Origin of the sequence: Flagellimonas alginilytica (assembly GCF_042134605.1) — a bacterium.
In the GTDB taxonomy this organism is placed as follows: domain Bacteria; phylum Bacteroidota; class Bacteroidia; order Flavobacteriales; family Flavobacteriaceae; genus Flagellimonas; species Flagellimonas alginolytica.
The window spans coordinates 235,799-254,652 of the sequence record NZ_CP169638.1; the positions used below are offsets into that span (position 1 = coordinate 235,799).

Annotated in this window: 14 protein-coding genes; all 14 read right to left on the reverse strand. The window is 41.7% G+C overall.

The window, feature by feature from the left end:
- Window positions 1-2: 2 nt before the first annotated feature.
- Window positions 3-1,358: an RHS repeat domain-containing protein gene (locus ABTP35_RS00975; protein WP_375334362.1), complete on the reverse strand. Its 1,356-nt coding sequence runs from the start codon at window positions 1,356-1,358 to the stop codon at window positions 3-5.
- 219 nt (window positions 1,359-1,577) lie between these two features.
- Window positions 1,578-2,045 carry a hypothetical protein gene (locus tag ABTP35_RS00980; RefSeq protein WP_375334363.1) on the reverse strand — a complete coding sequence of 156 codons (468 nt, stop codon included), beginning with the start codon at window positions 2,043-2,045 and terminating at the stop codon, window positions 1,578-1,580.
- A 38-nt stretch (window positions 2,046-2,083) separates the two neighbouring features.
- The gene (locus ABTP35_RS00985; RefSeq protein ID WP_375334364.1) at window positions 2,084-2,380 is read right to left on the reverse strand and encodes a hypothetical protein; all 297 of its coding nucleotides are present in this window, start codon (window positions 2,378-2,380) and stop codon (window positions 2,084-2,086) included.
- A 2-nt stretch (window positions 2,381-2,382) separates the two neighbouring features.
- Window positions 2,383-3,723 carry an RHS repeat domain-containing protein gene (locus ABTP35_RS00990; RefSeq protein WP_375334365.1) on the reverse strand — a complete coding sequence of 447 codons (1,341 nt, stop codon included), beginning with the start codon at window positions 3,721-3,723 and terminating at the stop codon, window positions 2,383-2,385.
- A gap of 219 nt (window positions 3,724-3,942) precedes the next feature.
- Window positions 3,943-4,260, reverse strand: a complete 318-nt coding sequence (locus ABTP35_RS00995) for a hypothetical protein (RefSeq protein WP_375334366.1) — start codon at window positions 4,258-4,260, stop codon at window positions 3,943-3,945.
- A gap of 15 nt (window positions 4,261-4,275) precedes the next feature.
- Window positions 4,276-4,731: a hypothetical protein gene (locus ABTP35_RS01000; protein WP_375334367.1), complete on the reverse strand. Its 456-nt coding sequence runs from the start codon at window positions 4,729-4,731 to the stop codon at window positions 4,276-4,278.
- A gap of 19 nt (window positions 4,732-4,750) precedes the next feature.
- Window positions 4,751-6,211, reverse strand: coding sequence for an RHS repeat domain-containing protein (locus ABTP35_RS01005; RefSeq protein ID WP_375334368.1), 1,461 nt, complete (start codon window positions 6,209-6,211; stop codon window positions 4,751-4,753).
- Between the two features lie 29 nt (window positions 6,212-6,240).
- On the reverse strand, window positions 6,241-6,552 hold the full coding sequence (locus tag ABTP35_RS01010; RefSeq protein ID WP_375334369.1) for a hypothetical protein: 312 nt from the start codon (window positions 6,550-6,552) through the stop codon (window positions 6,241-6,243).
- A gap of 2 nt (window positions 6,553-6,554) precedes the next feature.
- The gene (locus ABTP35_RS01015; RefSeq protein WP_375334370.1) at window positions 6,555-6,767 is read right to left on the reverse strand and encodes a polymorphic toxin type 50 domain-containing protein; all 213 of its coding nucleotides are present in this window, start codon (window positions 6,765-6,767) and stop codon (window positions 6,555-6,557) included.
- Window positions 6,768-6,852: 85 nt separating this feature from the next.
- Entirely contained in the window at window positions 6,853-7,167 is a 315-nt protein-coding gene (locus ABTP35_RS01020; RefSeq protein ID WP_375334371.1) for a hypothetical protein, read from the reverse strand.
- A complete protein-coding gene (locus tag ABTP35_RS01025) occupies window positions 7,127-8,008 on the reverse strand; it encodes an RHS repeat domain-containing protein (RefSeq protein ID WP_375334372.1) in 882 nt (293 codons plus the stop codon). The genes ABTP35_RS01020 and ABTP35_RS01025 overlap by 41 nt, the downstream gene beginning before the upstream one ends.
- Window positions 7,993-8,709 carry a hypothetical protein gene (locus tag ABTP35_RS01030; RefSeq protein ID WP_375334373.1) on the reverse strand — a complete coding sequence of 239 codons (717 nt, stop codon included), beginning with the start codon at window positions 8,707-8,709 and terminating at the stop codon, window positions 7,993-7,995. The genes ABTP35_RS01025 and ABTP35_RS01030 overlap by 16 nt, the downstream gene beginning before the upstream one ends.
- A 2-nt stretch (window positions 8,710-8,711) precedes the next feature.
- Window positions 8,712-13,388, reverse strand: a complete 4,677-nt coding sequence (locus tag ABTP35_RS01035; RefSeq protein ID WP_375334374.1) for a DUF5675 family protein — start codon at window positions 13,386-13,388, stop codon at window positions 8,712-8,714.
- Window positions 13,389-13,432: 44 nt separating this feature from the next.
- Window positions 13,433-18,841, reverse strand: a complete 5,409-nt coding sequence (locus ABTP35_RS01040; protein WP_375334375.1) for a hypothetical protein — start codon at window positions 18,839-18,841, stop codon at window positions 13,433-13,435.
- Window positions 18,842-18,854: the final 13 nt, after the last annotated feature.

An 18,854-nucleotide genomic window follows, 5' to 3' on the forward strand; every position in this document is an offset into this window, starting at 1 on the left:
ATCTAATTGTTTACACTTGCGTCTATAAAGCCCTGTGCACTTGATTTGAAGATTCCTTTGTAGATTTCACCGCTTGGACTTAACAACTCATCGGGAATTACACCATCAACTTTAGTATGCACAGAATTAATCACTTGATCAGTTGCGGCGTTTACCAAAATATCAGATAGGCTGGTCTCAATATGAATTCCGCCGTTGAGTGACACGTCAACAGCTCCACCTAGAATTGAAGACCCAATACCACCCGTATACGCATTTAATAATGTATCAAAACCGTCAACTCTCCCGGCTTTGCCACCATTCGAAATCAACTGCCTCCCAACATCTATGATGGCATTCCTTCCAGCATTTTTAGTGGAGAACGAGAACAGGGTCCTTTTGGCTATTGCAGTGAACCCACCTTTGGTCACCAAACTGGCACTAAGGGCTGAACCGGAGCCCATTCCCACGGGCAAACTGGCTATGGTGGTGGCCGTCTGCATAAATTCCTGTCTACCCTGTAGGTCGGCCGTAAGGGCGTTGAGCACATCTTGTTGTTTGTTCACCTGATCCATATAATCTTGGTCGGGGCCGTTCTCCGAGCCGATACTTGCAAAAAAGCTGTTAATGCTCTGAAAAAAGTTATTGAAAAAATTGCTCCAATCTGGTGGGTCCTTTTTTCCTTTACAATTACAATCCTGCCCCCCATCGGGGTCAATTCGATTAATTGGGTCATTTCCCATCCCTAGATAAGGTGAAAAATATTGTCCGTAAGGATCCGTCGTCAACCACCTTCCAATCCTAGAGTCCCACAAACGTAATTGGAACGCTTCCTTCCCTGTTTCGGGGTCCTTTTCCTGCCCTTGGAAGGCATAGCGGTACCCCTCCGGTCCCAAAAGTGTGCGGTTGGGCATCGGCATCCCAAAGGGGTAGTAGTCCGTATAGCCCTCCAAGTTGGCATCGTTGCCATTTTTTATAAAAACCGCCCGTACATTGCCCAAATGGTCGGTGAGCTCATATACGTAGGTTTTTTCATTGTTAATGCCATTATAAGCTATCCCAATACGGCCGGCTCCATACACGGGCTGTTCCTCCAAGGCCGGGTCGCCCCCCACATCGTTGTAGACTGCCATGGTCTGCCCAGCTACGTCGCGTACATAATAGATGGTATAGATCAGGTTGCCGTTCCCATAAATCTCCTTCCGTACCCTGTGGTTCGCCGACACTCTGCCGCGCTTGTCGCCAAAAGGCCCACCGGGCCTTTCTTGCTCCAACGTGTAAAAGAACTTCACCAAGGGCTCCCCTTTTCGGTGCACCTCGGCCACCAGTCCACTGGCATTGTAAATATAGGCGATTTGTTGGGGATTTTTATAAGTCAATTGACCAATGGCTTTTTCAGTTTATGGAGACATATCGAAAAACATAGCTATGTCTTAAAATTAAAATGAGACCCATATTACCTATAAGAAGTTCAAGGATTAATTCTCCGCCTTTGTGCTAAAGGCTGACCTCGCACAAAAACTCGCGCAATAAAAAACCACGGCACTAGACCGTGGTATGTTATAATCTTAATTTGCACGAGCGCGACGCATAGATTCTCAGCCTTCTACCCCTTTCAAATATCTTATATTGAACATTATATTTGGGTTCTCTTCCTCAAAAGAATAAAATCTGTCTATGAAATTTCTCATCTCGACCGCAAGTACAGTATGGTCCTTGGTGGACTGTAAAAATTTAGCGATGGTCACGACAGGGTCTTCTCCGTGCATTTCGTCCATTTTCAAAACTCCATTGTCCTGATCGCTCTTGGTCAAGTGGTGCCTCTCGTTCGCTTGATGGTCTTTCTCGTCCTCAACAAAGAAGACAACATATCCATCGGCATAATCCTTTTCGTTTTTATCGCACAACTTGAACCATGAGGGAACCCATTTTAAGGAATCTACTTGGAGTATGATCCTATTTTTGTATATCATTTCCAGTTGTGCCCTTTCTTTGGTTACATCCCTTATGAATTTTTCGACAAATTCATTTGGGTTTCGAGGCTCTTTGCCCTTGAATATGTTCATAAGGGATTGAAAGAATCTTATGGCTTGGATTTTAAACTTTACCAAAACTTCCAAAACGGCTTGTCATTTTTTCTTTTGTATTGTTTCAGACTTTTCAAGGTATCATCTCTTAGCCTATTTTTATTGTAATCCCTAAAATCTATATCTCTTAAAGACCCTGCTCCTCCCCAAATATTTAATGATTTATAGTGCTTTTCAAAAGTTTCAAGGTCTTCATTTTCAATTCCATAAATAAAGCCATTGATTTCCATTGAAAGAGTGTTGTAACCTTCACTAATCAACAATTCCTTTAATTGCGTGAGCTTTTTTAGGATTGATTTATCTGCTTCTTCCATAATTAAAAATTGACTCTAAACACATTTTGAGGATTCCAATTTACAGTGTTCCAAGAATTTCTTATTTGAACCTCGGGGACAAGCCTACCAAATGTTCCCGGTAGTCTTTTGGCCATACCAAAATTCGATAAGTGTTTAATCTGGACTGAGCCTTTGATTAAAAATGCCCCAGAATTAACTTGTCTGCCCAATGTTGGCAAGCCTGCGAAAGATCTATATGTGCTACCATATAATTTTGGATTTACAAAAGTCCAATAATTCCCAAAACGACTTGCTGCACCTCCATAAACCCGATATACTGGAATTCGAGTATTACCGATAATTCTACTAATAGGTCTTCCTAAAGCACCCAATTTTCCAACTGGCACGAACATAGTGGCCATCTCCATGGCAAATTCCGCAACCTCTCCAGTGGCATCGTGCATGGCCATAATACTTTCCCTTTGGGGAATGGCGTAGTTAAAGGTATAGTTCCAATCTGCATACGCCTCCCTTTCCGAGCCATAATTGGTATTGTTGGCAAGGTTGTAATCATTGAGATTGCCTTTAAAATCAGAATCCCAAGTGATGTACTGGCTAGGGTCCTTTAAATGTTCCGCGCCCACAATGCCCATGGTCGGGAACCTATCGCTAAAGTTCGTAGGGTTGCCGGGTGCCGTTACCACTACTTCGTTAAGGTGTATGGTATCTGCACAATCGGGGCAATCTGTCATCCCCCCCGTAGGATCTATCCTTGAGATAGGATTGTTCCCCATCCCTAAATATGGTGAAGCAAACTCACCCATCGGATCTGTGGTCAACCACCTTCCAATCCTACCATCCCACAAACGTAGTTCAAAGGCCTCCTTGCCCGTCTCGGGGTCCTTTTCCTGCCCTTGGAAAGCATAGCGGTAGCCCTCCGGGCCCAAAAGTGTGCGGTTGGGCATCGGCATCCCAAAGGGATAGTAATCCGTATAGCCCTCCAAATTCGCGTCGTTTTCAGCTTTTGTAAAAACCGCCCTAACATTACCGAGGTGGTCAGTCAACTCGTAAACGTAGGTCTTTTCGTTGTTGTTCCCATTATAGGCAATGCCGATTCGGCCAGCTCCATACACGGGCTGCTCCTCCAAGGCCGGGTCGCCCCCCACATCGTTGTACACCGCCATTACCTGTCCGGCCACGTCGCGTACATAATAGGTGGTGGCGAATAGAAAATTGTTTGGGGCATAGTGCTCTTTCTTCACCCTTTGGTTTCTGTCGTTGTAAAAGAACTTCACCAGGGGCTCTCCATTTTTAAGCACCTCGGCCACCAGTCCACTGGTATTGTAAATATAGGCGATTTGTTGGGAATGTTTCTTGGCCAATTGACCAATGGCCTATTTCAGTTTATGGAGACATATCGAAAAACATAGCTATGTCTAAAAATTTAAACAAAACCCATACTACCCAAAAGAAGTTCAAGGATTAATTCTCCGCTTTTGTGCCAAAGGCAGACCTCGCACAAAAACTGGCGCAATAAAAAACCACGGCTTTCACTGTGGCTTGTTATATAACTCTTATTTGTTTGACGCATCACTATCTGGTCAACTCATTTGCGGCATAATTTCAAAAAACTTGTGACCAATTTCCATTACTTCATTTTTATGCTTCAAATTTTCACTATCATAATTTAACCCTATATCTTCAACCAAAATTTTTTCCAAATATTTAACTATATCCTGATAGCTATTCCTATACTTATACAATCCATATACATATTCTTGATATTCATCATCTAAATTATAAATATCACTTACCTCAATAGGATTCCATTCGTTAAAAATGGCCAAGGCTTTTTTAGAGAAAAACTTGTATTGAACTTTTACATTTTTTTCATTCAAAACAGTAATAATTTCATCCATTTGGATTAGTATCGATTACGATAATATTTTCGACCTATAGTTTGGTCTATAATCCTTTCCCTTTTGCTTTGATTTTATATTGACTCCTTTCAGTTGTAGATTAAGCAATTGATTACTTAAATATTTTATAGCAATTTCAGCATTTTCCCCACTTATGTGAAAATTCAAATAAGGGTTTGCAAAACTAAATATTACACTTTCTACTCTTTCATCTTCTATGTCTGAGCCATCCAAAGAATTTAACACATACTCCAGCTCCCATTCTAATAGTAAACCTTCTAAATAAAGGTTTAAAAGCGCTATAAGTTCGTTTCTATTAATTGGGTTTAAAACATCAATATAATCAACATTTGCAGGCTTATTGTTTCTTGAGGATTCTATATAGTTTGTTATCTCTTGCTTATTATTCATTAAAAAATAATCGCAAGAAATCTCTCCACGAACCAACATTTGTAAATCATTATAATCCATAATTATAAGCGACCAAATTCTAATTCAACTTCCTTGTTCGTCCAAATGATTTCGGCTTATAAAAAGCTCTTTCGTAATGTCTACCATCTATTTTGTAAGCATCCTTATACATTTTTACTAACTTTCCTTCTTGATTAAAGACTTTAGTGTATTTGGCCAAAGCTTGGCCAGGTAAGTTTGATGCTTTTACTGTCTTTTCGAAAACCGTAAATCTACCTATGGTTCTGATTATAGTATATCCTTTTCCAGCCAGTTCAAAAAGGCGGCCTACAGGAACAATCGACATTGCAACATCTCCCATTGCCCCATCAACATCTTCAATATCTTGTGGAGTAACATATGTTCTCCCATCTAGATAGGCAGAGTTCTCATAAGAATTTATATACCCTTGCACCATATATGCACTAGGGATGCGACCATCAGCAGTGAGTCTTTGGGCATCCACCTTAAACTGTTCTATCTGACCCGAGAACTCCCAAAGTGGAGTATTCATTGTATACTGCTGGGACATTAGTAGGGGTGCGCTGAAAGAAAAATCCATTCCTGCCAGACCACGCATCATGCCCCCGGACATATCCGTTCCTGTCATGGTCACTCCGTCCAACTCATTAAGACCGTTGCTTACCCAGTCATCATCACAGCATCCATCGGTGCTTCCTCCAGTTGGGTCTATTCTACTGATCGGGTTGTTGCCCATTCCTATGTACGGACTGTGGAACTGGCCATAGGGGTCGGGACTTGTCCACCTTCCGATACGGGAGTCGTACATCCGTAGTTCAAATGCGTTCAATCCGGTCTCCTTGTCCTCTTCTGCATATTGCCCCTGATAGCCATAACGATAACCGTTTGCATCTTCAAGGTTTCTGTTCGGCATGGGCATCCCGAAGGGATAGTAATCGGTATAGCCCTCCAAGTTGGCATCATCATTACTTTTGGTGAACACGGCCCTTACATTGCCCAAATGGTCGGTGAGCTCGTACACGTAGGTCTTTTCGTTGTTGTTGCCGTTGTAGGCGACACCGATTCGGCCAGTTCCGTACACGGGCTGTTCCTCCAAGGCCGGGTCGCCCCCTACATCGTTGTACACCGCCATTACCTGTCCGGCCACGTCGCGTACATAATAAGTGGTGGCGAACAGAAAATTGTTTGGGGCATAGTGCTCTTTCTTTACCCTTTGGTTTCTGTCGTTGTAAAAGAACTTCACCAAGGGCTCCCCATTTTTAAGCACCTCGGCTACCAGTCCACTGGCAGTATAAATATAGGTAATTCCCCCAGAAACATCTTTTGTTAATTGGCCAATGCTGTTGTACTGGTAGTTTCCCTTTTCTTGGTCTCCCAAATCGTCCGCATCGGGTACATCGCCCTCGGCATCATCTACCCAGAGCAACCTATTTGGTTTTTTAAGGTCGTAGTTGTAGGTAAGCTCTTCCATATTGGTGTTACGGCCCAAGCAAGATGCTTGCGCTAGCTGGGCTTGCATTAGAAAGTGCTAACACAAAGGTCAAAACTTTAATCAGGGTAATTATCTTCTTTTCGAATAAAATACCATAGTCGGTATTCTTCTAGCGCTGATATTTTTTCATCCGTAAAAATGCATTCAATATCATATACCTTCTTGAAATCAAAATCCGAAATTATATCAGTATAAGCCAAATCCATATCTTCGCAGATTTGCAAAGGGGCCTCAGATTGAATATAAACCTTTAGCTTTAAAAACTCAAAGTCGTCATTCCAATCAATGGTAATCCCTCTTACTTCCTTTGCAATTAAACCAAAAAAACCTCTGTGTGCTGATAGTATAATCTTATTTTCTAGTGTCATTTTTATCTAGGATTTGAAGGAACAAAATGCGCTCCCTTTTTACCATAATGCAAGATAGCTGTATTTGTGGGAGTTCCTAATGCACCTGATTGAGTTCTATGCAGACCAATAATTTCATCAAAGACGACTCTTACTTTAGAGTCGTTTATTCTTTCTATCGTTTTATATCCCTTATTGTGAACTGTTTTCGAAAGATTTTCTGCTGATTCATACAACAGCCTTGGAGCAGAGTTTTGCTAATTATCCTTTTTTAATCTATGGCTTTGTCTTTTTCTTAATGTTTAAGGTTGTAGAACCATACTAAATCATTGTTTTTTTTGTTAATGAGCAAATCCTAATCCAAGAAGGAGACTTTGCTTTTATTTCTTCAACCAATTCAGAAGGTTTTTTTTTAAAAAAAAAATTGTTTAAAGCTGAGTAAAGCTGCCTATGATTTTCTTTATTTAAAAGAAATAAGTTCTCGTCTATTACTTCTATTTTATTAAGAACGTATTCATTAGTGAATCCACTATAGTCTTTTAAAATAATTTCAAAAATTTCTTCTATTCTATAATTGCTCATCATTGGTAAATCATCAATCAACATAATTTTTAACTCCAGCTTTCCAAACAACATTATTATTTGAATTTTTAAAATTCCTACCTCTTGATAGTTTCCAATATTTTGCTGGATTAATTTTATCTGCAGAGTGAATTCTACCATTCATATTATATCTCAAATATTCTTTCAACTCTCCAGCTTTTCGTACCCAAACTATTGCACTTTCGTTACTAAGCTCGGTAACCTTTGTCCATCCATTTGAATTTAAAAAATCCGTTGCATCATCCAATTCTAGACCTTGAAATGACTTTTGATTTAGTTTGATTTTAGACTTAAATATCTTGGGCAGTTTAAATCTAGGTAAATTAGGTACATTAGGCAAAGTTACTTGAAAAGCTGAAGCAATTGCTTCAGCTCTCGTATCATAGGTTGTCATATACTTTTCCTCAAACTCTAGGAACCGTATGTCCGCCATTAAATCCGATGCGGCCTCTGCTTTCCAATCGCCATAACTGACCATACCTGTCACACCTCCATCCGCATCTACTGATGTAGTTTGAATTCCATATGCTTTGTATGGATTTGAAGCATCTTTATTGTTAACAAAAGTTCCTTTAAAGCCTCCTCCTACCCAAGCCCAAAACCTTTGCCATTTTGTTTTGTATCCTCCATCAGGATCGATACCGTTTATAGGGTCGTTGCCCATCCCAACATAGGGAGAGTTATATTGTCCGTAAGGGTCTGTGGTCAACCAACGTCCTATTCTGCCATCCCATAATCGTAATTGGAACGCTTCCTTCCCAGTTTCTGGGTCCTTTTCTTGCCCTTGGAAGGCGTATCGGTACCCCTCCGGGCCCAGAAGTGTCCTGTTGGGCATGGGCATCCCGAAACGGTGGTGACTTAGTGCTCTTTCCAATCTTTTTTGACTTTTGCATAGGCTCTTTTAACAACTGGAACCATTCCTTTATTTAGACTCTCCAATGAATTCAATACTTCATTGTAAATGTGAGTTGTTTTAGGATCATCTGGATGTGGCCCGTCAAAAAAGAAAAGCCAAAAACTTTCTATTTCAGGTTTGCTTTTCTTCTGAAGTAATTCCAAAAATAAAGCTGATTCTGATTGAAAATTGTTACTTAAGACTTCTTGTAGCATAGAAATGTTATCTGCTTCCCAGTGTCCCCCAATGGATATGTTGATTAATTTATTGTAATAATCAATGTCCGAGACATACTTTCTAAGTTTGGAATAATCCAATATATGGTTTATTCCTTCCTTGTAAAGAGGTTTTTCACCTAAAACATTATCATAGCCATATAGTGAATTGAACCTCTCAAAGGAATCAGGAAACCATTTGAAAAAAGAAACTTCACTTACGGAATCCTTTTGGTTCAAAAATTGGCGGTAAAAATGTTTCAAATAATAGACTGTATCTTTTGTAATTTTTGTGTGTGCAATAATATTGTTCGGATTTTCAAAACTTATTGGCTTATTTATATCACCTAATATGGTGTCGATGGATACGGCTTTTGATTCAGTACTTACTGATTTTCCATTTTTTTCATTGGAATGACAAGAAAAAATTAATAATAGAATGCAGGTAAAAAACAGTTGTCTCATTTCTAATTATAATCAGATGGGTTTTGTGAAGGGAATACAGGACTATGAAATTTGTTGTGAATCTTTATCAAAATATTTTCAACACCTATCTCGTCAATTGCTAGCCTTAATTCATTAAGTTTAGGCCTACTCATTCCTACTCTATCAGTTCCTCTTGTAGATCCTGGTAATAAACATCCTTCTGTGTTTCGAGGGATATTTCCTGCGTGAATCAAAATAGCTCTAGATTGAGGAACATCATCATTATATAAATTATAAACATTTTGAAACCTTCTTCCGTTATGCGACCTTAAATTATATGTTCCCTCTGGAATTCGCAAATCTTGGTTCGGTACAGTGGTATCAGGTCCTGCTGGTTCCAAGAAAAAACCGCTTACATTCAAACTGCTCAAAATAAAGCCACTATCTAGGTAAAAAGTACTTGTTGTTGAATTCTCAGTTTGCACATCTCTGGTTATTGTTAATGTATTTCTCGGCAAAACTACTATCTCAGGTGTACTGGCCCAGCCAAAATCACCATCCAACAACATATAGGTGTTACCATCACTGGAATTGTAAGTATCTCCTGGCATATAACCCTGTGTAATTGTATCGCCTTCATTTGGGCAATCTGGGCAATAGCCGCCATCAGGATCGGTCATGTTGGCCCAATTATTTCCCATAGCCAAATAAGGTGAATCAAACTGGCCATACGGGTCTGGGGATAACCACCTGTTTATCCTTGGGTCATAGAGCCGTAGCTCAAAAGCATTTAAACCAGTCTCCTCATCTTCCTCGGCGAATTGTCCCTGATAGCCATATCGGTAACCGTTCGCATCCTCTAAATTTCTATTTGGCATCGCCATACCGCCGGGATAGTAGTCGGTATAACCTTCCAAGTTGGCATCGTTTTCAGCTTTCGTAAAAACCGCCCTAACATTACCGAGGTGGTCGGTCAACTCATATACGTAGGTCTTTTCGTTGTTGTTGCCATTATAGGCAATGCCGATACGGCCCGCCCCATAAATGGGCTGTTCTTCCAAGGCCGGGTCGCCCCCCACATCGTTGTAGACTGCCATGGTCTGCCCAGCTACGTCGCGTACATAATAAATCGTATATATCAGGTTGCCGTTCCCATATATTTCCTTCCGCACCCTGTGGTTTCTGTCGTTGTAAAAGAACTTCACCAAGGGCTCCCCATTTTTAAGCACCTCGGCCACCAGCCCACTGGCAGTATAAATATAGGAAATTCCCCCGGAAACATCTTTTGTTAATTGGCCAATACTGTTATACTGGTAGTTTCCCTTTTCTTGGTCCCCCAAATCGTCCGCATCGGGTACATCGCCCTCGGCATCGTCCACCCAAAGCAACCTGTTCGGTTTTTTAAGGTCGTAGTTGTAGGTAAGGTGGTCCATGGCGGTATTGTTCTGGTTATCGGGGTCTTTTTTCCGTATTAGGCTTTGTATGTTGCCATTGGCATCGTAAGTGATCCCACTTACATCGTATGCCCCGTTGTTGTTTGCCCCTGGTGCAAAATCGGCGGCGGTGAGCCAATTATTGCGGTCGTAACTGTACACATACTGGCTTTCTTGCCCATTGGTGTCCGTTTGCCACCGTATGCCCTTTATGTTTCCGTTCCACTGGTCCGTACCTTGGGGCGCCGTGGAGATGTTACTGTTCTCCGTACGTTGGTAATCCCCCAAATGGTAGTCCAGCTGCATGCCAAAGAGGTCGTTCGCATCGCCACCGGGATCGTTAGTGGTTGCAAGGGAGGGATGGTTAATGCTCTTGAGTTGCCCTACCAGGTTGTACACATAGTCCAACCCTTGGGCGCCATTGGCCAGCTCGGTGCGCACCAAGGTGCCGGCATCGTTATACAAGTATTCGGCGTTTAAGGTAAAGTTATTATCGTCCACCGAGGTTTCTACCTGTACCAATTGGTCCCGAGCGTTATAGGTGTAGCGATGAACAAACTGATCGTCCCGTCCTTTTTGGTACATTACCTTATGCACCAGCCCGGTGGAGGGTTCGTAGGCGTAGTCGATGGTCTTGGAACCGAGTCCCTCGATATGCTGCACTACCCATGTTACCCTACCGTAACCATCATAACTGTAGTAGGTGGTGGACTGTTCGTTGGCCGTCTTGGCCACATTGCCAGGCAAAAAAGAGGGATGCTTGTAATCGGAATCCAGATCGGCCAAAAAGTCAAGGTCGTTATTGTCCAAAAAATCGTATGTGATAGTGGTCACTTCTTTTTGGGGTACCTGTGGCAAGAAATCATCGGGATCGAGATTGAAAAAATCGACATTGATCAGTACGCCACTTTGCACGGGGCGGCCAAAATTGTCGTAGTCGGTATAGGACACTTCATTGTTCGTGGCCTGTTTGCTGTTCTGGGAGTATCGTATCTGTCCGTCCTTTCGGTAGCTAAATCTAGAACTCCCCTCGTCGGGACTGGAAACAGCAATCAGCTGCCCCAAGGTGTTGTAGCGATAATGAGTCGCCAGTTTATTGCCGTTCTGATCTTCTACAGGTTGGTACGAGGTGATCAACCTACCGGCCTCATCGTAATCGTTTAGGCCATAATCGTAATAATTGACCACGTAGCTTACCGAAATGGTGTTTGGCACATAGTTTACGATATCGTTTACGGCCACCCGGTAAAATCCCGGCTTAAGGTTATTGGCAGGGTTGGGCTCCAAAGCATCGGTGATCAGATTGTACAGGGTCACCGCATTTTCATCGCTGACCGAGATGCCCGTGTTTACCCCTTTGGGAATATGCACGTCCACATAGCCTTGTGGACCTATAAAGAGATCCATGGGTTGGGACAATTTACCTTGTTCGCCCGATCGCGCGGTAGCCAATAATTTGCCATCGGTGTCCGTAAAGATGACGGTTTCGTTGCCGTGCACATCCCTTGTTACGGTCTTTAGGGTCTGTATGTTTTTATATGCGACATCATTAAAAGCAACATTCAACGAAAGTTCGTCGGTGGCCGGCATGGTAAAGCTGTAGGCTTGGGGCCAGGTATCTTGATCGGTAAGGTTCCCATCTTGGTCGGTATCCGTTTTGTTGCCTCCCACTACGGCCAAAGGCTTACCGGGATTAAGGTCACTGAATATGGTTCGCGAAAATGGATATGCCGTAACATCTTGATACTGGTCGGAGGTAATGCCAGTGTAGTATTGTCCCACGGGGCCATCGGCGGTTACGCTTTCAGGACTAAAAGGGTCTGTGTCAAAATCCGGGGCGGTGTAGGCTTCACCACCTGCTTTGGTGATGAGAGAGGGGTGGTACTGAAATTCGGACTGTCCGGGGATAGGGGCGGATAAACTGGAGAGTGCCGCCCTTCCTTGAAAGTCGTACAGGGTGGCCTGCCCCCAAATGGTATTTGTGGCAAGGTCCCAGCTCTGGGTCTGTACATGTTTGCCCAAATCGTCGTAATAGCGTCGGGTATTGGCTTTGAGTTTGGTATCCAAATCATAGTCCCACACCGTGATGATGTTCCAATTTTCCTCTTCAGGTTGTTCGGGTTCCTCGGGATTGTTGGCAACAATCAATTCAATGTTATGCCGTGTAAGTACCAGACCATTTACGATATCGCTCGTCATTACACAATGGTAGGTTCCGGCGTCTTGGACGGTGGCATTGTTGATGTCATAGTCCGGTGCATCGGGTGCCCCATTAATGGGTTGCCCATCTTTGTACCATTGGTAATGGTTTTGGGTGCCGGATATAGCGGTGGTAAGGCTGATGTTATCGCCTTCGTTGATTTGGAGGGCCTCGGGTTGGTCGGTTTTTTGTTGGGGGGCATGGTTGAGGATATATTCAAACCAATTCTGGAAAAAGAATTCCATATGGCCAAAATCGAATTTGTTGTTTTGGATATTGAAAGCCGTAAGGAAATTTAAACCAAAGACTTCTTGGGGAATAACACCGCTCAGGTTGTTATTTTGGAGGTATAGCTCTTCCAAATTTGAACAATTTTCAAGCTCCGCGGGTATGGTTCCGCTGAGCAGATTGTTCTGAAGGGATACACTCAAAAGGTTGCTCAAATTCCCAAGTTCCGGGGGAATGGCACCTGTAAGCTCATTGGAATTGAGCCTTAAGAACGATAGATTGGATAGGTTGCCCAATTCAGGAGGAATGGCTCCACTAAGATTGTTTGAGTTCAAATGCAGTGATGTCAAACTAAAAAGATTACCAAACTCCACTGGGATTTCCCCACTTAAATTATTTTGAAAAATATATAAAGATGTGAGATCAGTCAAATCACCTAGTTCCTGAGGTATATTTCCTGATAGTTGATTATTGAACAAATCCAAAATTTGCAGTGTCACTATATTACCAATCTCATTGGGAATGTTTCCCATGAGTGCATTGGTTGATAAATTTAGGCGAGTAAGATGAACCAAATTTCCAATACTTGCGGGAATAATTCCCGATAGCTCATTAAACTCCAGATCTAGCTCGGTAACATGGCCGTTTGCCACGGTCACGCCATACCAGTCATTGGTGACCACTCCGTCAAAATTCCATTCGTCTCCTATAAAACCATCGGTTTCGGTGGCCCAATTCGGACCATTGGTTGCATTGTACAAATCTTGCAGGGCTTGTTTTTCGGCAGGGGTCACTTGGGCCCTTGCGCAAAGAAGACTGCCCAAGAGGATTACGGTGAGTATTACTTTTAGTTTCATGGTGTGCTTTTATGGTTAAGTGTTTTGCTTTTTTTGAATCGCTCTTAGGGTTCTTGATCTAATTGCCCTCCATTATTATCGCCTTGGCAATCACCACGGCGATGGTTGCCAAAGGCCTCAACGATATTCTGGGTTACCACATCTTTTACCTTGCACCAATACACTGCCCTTGTTCCAAAACAATCTGTGCTGATTAGCGTCGTTTTTTGGGGTGTCCAATTTCCATAGGTAGGCTGTAAATTTCCTGGACAAACAGATGCATCTTGAGGATCTGGATCTTGACAGTATTTTACGGACCATTGGTATTCGTACAGTCCGCTACCGCCATTTATATTCGCTATTACAGTGGTATTGTTCACATTAAAGTCCTCAACTCCTAAACTCACTGACATCACGTCATAAGGCTCGTTGGATGATTTATAAGTGTAGGCGTACTCTTTGACCTTTTTGAAGCCTCCGGTAAGTACTTGGTCCACATTGATTACCTCGCTGTAAATACGAAGCAACCTCCCGGCCTCGTCATATTCATACTTGGTGGTCATATTGTTGGGGCCGAGGATATCCGTGAGTTCATCCCATTGGTTATAAACGTATGAGGTCATTGTTGAGCTTATGGGATGTAACCTGAAATCATCCACGATTACATGGCCACCCACCGAGGTTACGTAGACTTGTTTGTTGGATTGAATATTGGAATAAAAATTGAGCTGTACCCAATCCCCGGCAACTACTTTTTCACCAGGGTGAAATGAGATGTTCTCACCATTGACATTGACCCTAACGTTCTCATGGTTGTCGGATTTGGCCCAAAGTGATATTTTATATCTTTTTGTGGATTGATTGTGGTTCACGGTAACCTTAAATCCATTTTGACCGTTGGCTATGGACAAAGCATGGTTTCCGGTATGGGCATCGGGGGTATCTTCGGCGGAACCTTTGTCCACGCCACCACCAAAATTGCCTTGGCCATCATCATCTTCGGCACCGGAGTAAAAAGATTCCGTGTATCCAGCGTTACAAACGGCTATGGTTTTGCTATCATTATAGCCCATTTTGGTGGCGGCCAGGTTGCCATTGATGTCCATGACCTCCAATGGGGAAGAATAATTGTTATACCGTGTAATTTCGGAGCGTTGTTTCCATTGTTTGGGTTGTAGCGCATCGGGTTCGCTCCAATCGAAACCATCGTCCTCTCCAATATAATTGGCAAAGTAGCCATTGGGATCGGTCTCCCCATTCCATATAAAGGTTTTGTGCTTGCGCCATACATCATATTGGTTCAACTCCACTTCATACACCTCAGGTTTCCATGTGGTGATATTGGACCCAATGGTTTGCCAATTCTCGTTAGCGTCCTGGATTTCGGTAATTGCCATGGCCTCTTGGGCAAGCATATTTTTGTTGTCGGGGTTGTCCACTTTGCTGCCCATGGCGGGGTATTTTTGGTATGCTGGGACCATCTTGGACTTGATTTCAACGCCTTTACTATTTGATGTCCTAATTTCTGTTGGCTTCCCTGTAATGAGATCAAAATTTTCATAGTTTGTTACCAAAGAATTCCCATCAACCAACTCTTTAGTTTCCTTTAAAACGGAAGGTAAGTAGGACATTTTTGTAGTGGAAAGGTTAACAAGTATGTCCCAAGTGCCATGGACACCAGCAGTTTCCTCTTTTACATAGGATTCTGAGGTATACCTGCCTTGCAAGTCCTCTGCGTTAAAGTAGTTGTTCACAATTGAATTGGTCAGCTGACCATAAGCATTGTATTCTTTTTTGGAAATTAAGACTCCTAGAGAGGACAACTTGTTTTCAACTTCATAAAACTTTTCATCAATTAAAAAATACTGAGCTTCACCTTCATTCTTCACATTCGATGCAAACCCCTGATCGATGGCTATTTTCAAGACATTGCTTTCAAAGCCTGAATTATCCAAGGTGTACTCTGTAAGTGTATTGAACTTATAATCAGTATAAACCCCAGAAGGGTGGGTAACCCTCACATTTTGATATAGTACACCTGGAGATGGCTGTAAATCTATATACGGAATGTCTTTTTGATATTTTCGTACAGGGGCGTATGATGTAGCACCAGAGGTGATATTGGTCAACGAATTATCAACCCCAATTTGATTGTACTGGTATTGGGTTTCATATAAATATCCATTCTCGCTCTGAACTGTGATTTTTTTCGTTCGTATTCCTCCCCCCATTTGAGAAGAGGCATTTTGGTTAAAATGTACCTTTATTTTAACTGTTTCTTCCTCATCTTGTGGTTGATGGCAATACAACTCCCTGTTTTCTCCTTTCCAACCGACAGTTCTATCAACAACATGACCGTATTCACCACTTTGATAATACACCCAATCCTTCTTATGACAGTTTGTGTTTAAACGAACCCAACCCTTATTTGAATTGGTAGGTATTTGAAATTTGACCACCGTGTTTGAAACATCGGTAACAACTCCTTGCCCCGCAACATCTGCAATCCAATTATCTCCATTGTGATTTGGGTTATAAAAGTATTGGATATCCAATTCACATTCATCCCCAATACTAAAATAGTCTGTCAAATCCAGAACTTGTTCGGGTTCTATATCTGGATCTTGCCTGACCGAGACATACTTGGCTCCTTGATTCGTACCTTCAAATTTTACTTGTAGATTGTGGTCTAGATAAGCCGATGCTACAGCTTTTTCAAAAAAGTCATCGGATTCATATTCCATGAGGATTTTACCTCCCAACGGATCTCGAATTTCCTTTAAACTCCATAAGTAGGGCTTACTTTTATAATATCCCCAATCATCAAAGTCATCTCTGGAAATATTGGCAGGGGAGTTTTCATCAAAATAGGTAAACCTATATGGTGGGATAAGGGATGTACCTTCTTTTCCAGCTGTTTCGACACTTTTTAATGTCAATTTGGAACCTAGGTTATCATTGCCCAAGGAGTAAAAATACTCAAATGCAACACTCTTGATGGCATCTTGTTTTAAACCATCAAAATCATAGTCCTCTACATCCAGTACATTGTCAAAGTATTCCCCTCTATATATGTTATCAACATAGGCTATTTTTTCTGATTCCTTTGTTTTCCAATTATCATTCGTCTTATATTCATATTTGTTTTTCTCTTCAAAATGAATCTTAAAATTTACAGGGTTGTTTGGGTCGTTATTGCCATCGCTCAATGAAAGCAAATTCATACTCTGAGGCACCTTGTCATTTTTTAATAGGATAATTTCTTTTAACGATAGCGTGGGAGCAGGGTTGGAATCGTAATAAAACCAATTTTCACTTAGAATTGTGTTATCATTGCTATATGCTGCCCAAATATCGTTTGATGGCTCCAGTCTTTCGTATGCTCCTGCCCAATAAAAGTAACCATCAGCTCCTAAAGAAATAATATCTGTTGCTACTCCACCTGAAAAAATGGCCTTTTCATAAACGGGGTCATCCAGACCCTCTTTTTTTGAAATTGGCGAAGCTTCATTATCTAGCCGTACATCTTTGACAAACAGGGCGGTATGGGTTCTAGTCACAATGCTGTTTAGATAATAGATGTCTTTGGCTCCCCAAGAAAAACTTTTTGCATTATCGGTATAATTATACCCGGTTTTTGGCATCCTCCACGTATAGCCATCGGACCATTTACCATAATCGAACCGTACCCAATACCCAAAATCCCCGTCATCAATTATATTATCTCCATCATCAATAAAATCGGGTCCGGTAATACCTGTCAACAGCCAATGCGTTGCATACGGCTGTAAACTATGTTCCTCAAAATAATTCTCGGCTATATTTTTATCCGATTTTGTAACAACGCTCCCCTTTTCTTTTTGATATACCGGTAAGGAATAATGGTAGGTTTTACCATCAATCGAAGTAACCTTATATGCTCCGATTCCATCCATGGGCATTCCATCCCTATTAAGGTTGGGAACTTGTAAAACTACATTTTCGTTGTCTTGAATCTCTAGATTTGTGAATACTTCAATGTAGGCACTCTTTCTGAGCTTTTTATTATCAACATTAAAGCCCTCATGTAAATCATTTGTAGTGTAACCTATATGATACATAAGGTCAAACCAATCAGCCTCATTCTGATCTGTTAAAAAATCTGTTCTTCCGGTTATATTGGTCTGGTGATAAGAGGAGTATTCATTTTCAACATAAAAATTTGGTCTCTCGATTGGATTCTCCAAACTCTTTTCATAAAGCACGGACTTGATTTCCCCACTGCCTTCTCCAAAAGAGTTTCTATCAAATTGGTATGCACGTATACCTGCTAAATACCTTTCTGAATTATCATTTGCATGAATATAAATTGAGTTTTTAGTCAATTCATCCCAAGGGGAATGTAATTTCCCCAATTCCAACAATTTGGGTGATGCACTAATATTGAGACCTTGGGCATCTATGTTATAGATGTCATAGGTCACATATGATGGGTTATTTTTTGTAAAGGATGTTCCATCGACTCTACTGTCAGGGCTTTCCGTGGCATCGAACTCATTATAGTAATATAATGGGTCGGAAGCATTCAATTCATCCAATTTACCCGCATATAAACTGCCTGTCGCCCAATAATCTTTTTCATCATATTGCCAATATTTAAATTTTCTTCTGGAATATCCAATGCGAAGCCATTTAATTGGTATAGTTATGTTTATTGGGGTACCAACTTGAACAATTGAAACATTTGAAGAAGTGTTTGTTCTGTCCGTAAATGAAATGTTAGTTCTAAGATTAACAGCACCGCCCAATGTAGAAAAATTTATACCTGTTCCTGATTTGCCGTGTGTTAAACCAATCGTATTTCCATCACGACCTAAACCGATTGAAAAACCGTTATTACCAATCGAAAAACCAATTGAATTTGTATGGGTCTTTCCATTTTTACCTTCGGTAGGAAAGGATACAGAAGCACCGATACTGTATCCAAAATCGATACTTTTTTCTCCTCCGACCGTTTTGTTTGTCACCCAAGTTGTGTTGAGTCCTACACTAAGTGCATCTGAAATACCAACACCCAAGCTAAGGCTCTCAATGGTCACAGTTCCTCCTGCGTCAAAGGAAATTTTGGATTTCAATCCGTTTTTCCAATCATCAGGTACACCTACTACACTACGGTTAATGGCTCCAGGGTTAATGTTCCAGCCCAAGCCCACCCAAGAAGCTTCTTGATCCAAGGCGATACCCGCGTGATACGAAAGGGCCAAGGGATACCCTCCTTCGGGAGAGGGTACATTTAACAACGGCATTACATAACTGAGGTCTCCCGTGGCCAAGTTCACCATATCGGTGGCATCTACGGGCTCAAAACTGGCGGCTTCTGGAGAGCCCGGCCCACCGCCAGATGCATATATTAAGTTAATGGGAACCAGCGTGGTCAAAAAATTCAAAGTCAGGAATACGGCTAAGATTCTGTGGGATGGTTTTGTTTTTTTCATTTTGATTTAGGTG

Coding starts and splice junctions, on each gene's coding strand:
- ABTP35_RS00980 (WP_375334363.1), bottom strand. CDS start 2,045: ATGAACATATTCAAGGGCAAAGAGCCTCGAAACCCAAATGAATTTGTC.
- ABTP35_RS00985 (WP_375334364.1), bottom strand. CDS start 2,380: ATGGAAGAAGCAGATAAATCAATCCTAAAAAAGCTCACGCAATTAAAG.
- ABTP35_RS00995 (WP_375334366.1), bottom strand. CDS start 4,260: ATGGATGAAATTATTACTGTTTTGAATGAAAAAAATGTAAAAGTTCAA.
- ABTP35_RS01000 (WP_375334367.1), bottom strand. CDS start 4,731: ATGGATTATAATGATTTACAAATGTTGGTTCGTGGAGAGATTTCTTGC.
- ABTP35_RS01005 (WP_375334368.1), bottom strand. CDS start 6,211: ATGCAAGCCCAGCTAGCGCAAGCATCTTGCTTGGGCCGTAACACCAAT.
- ABTP35_RS01010 (WP_375334369.1), bottom strand. CDS start 6,552: ATGACACTAGAAAATAAGATTATACTATCAGCACACAGAGGTTTTTTT.
- ABTP35_RS01020 (WP_375334371.1), bottom strand. CDS start 7,167: ATGTTGTTTGGAAAGCTGGAGTTAAAAATTATGTTGATTGATGATTTA.
- ABTP35_RS01030 (WP_375334373.1), bottom strand. CDS start 8,709: ATGAGACAACTGTTTTTTACCTGCATTCTATTATTAATTTTTTCTTGT.
- ABTP35_RS01035 (WP_375334374.1), bottom strand. CDS start 13,388: ATGAAACTAAAAGTAATACTCACCGTAATCCTCTTGGGCAGTCTTCTT.
- ABTP35_RS01040 (WP_375334375.1), bottom strand. CDS start 18,841: ATGAAAAAAACAAAACCATCCCACAGAATCTTAGCCGTATTCCTGACT.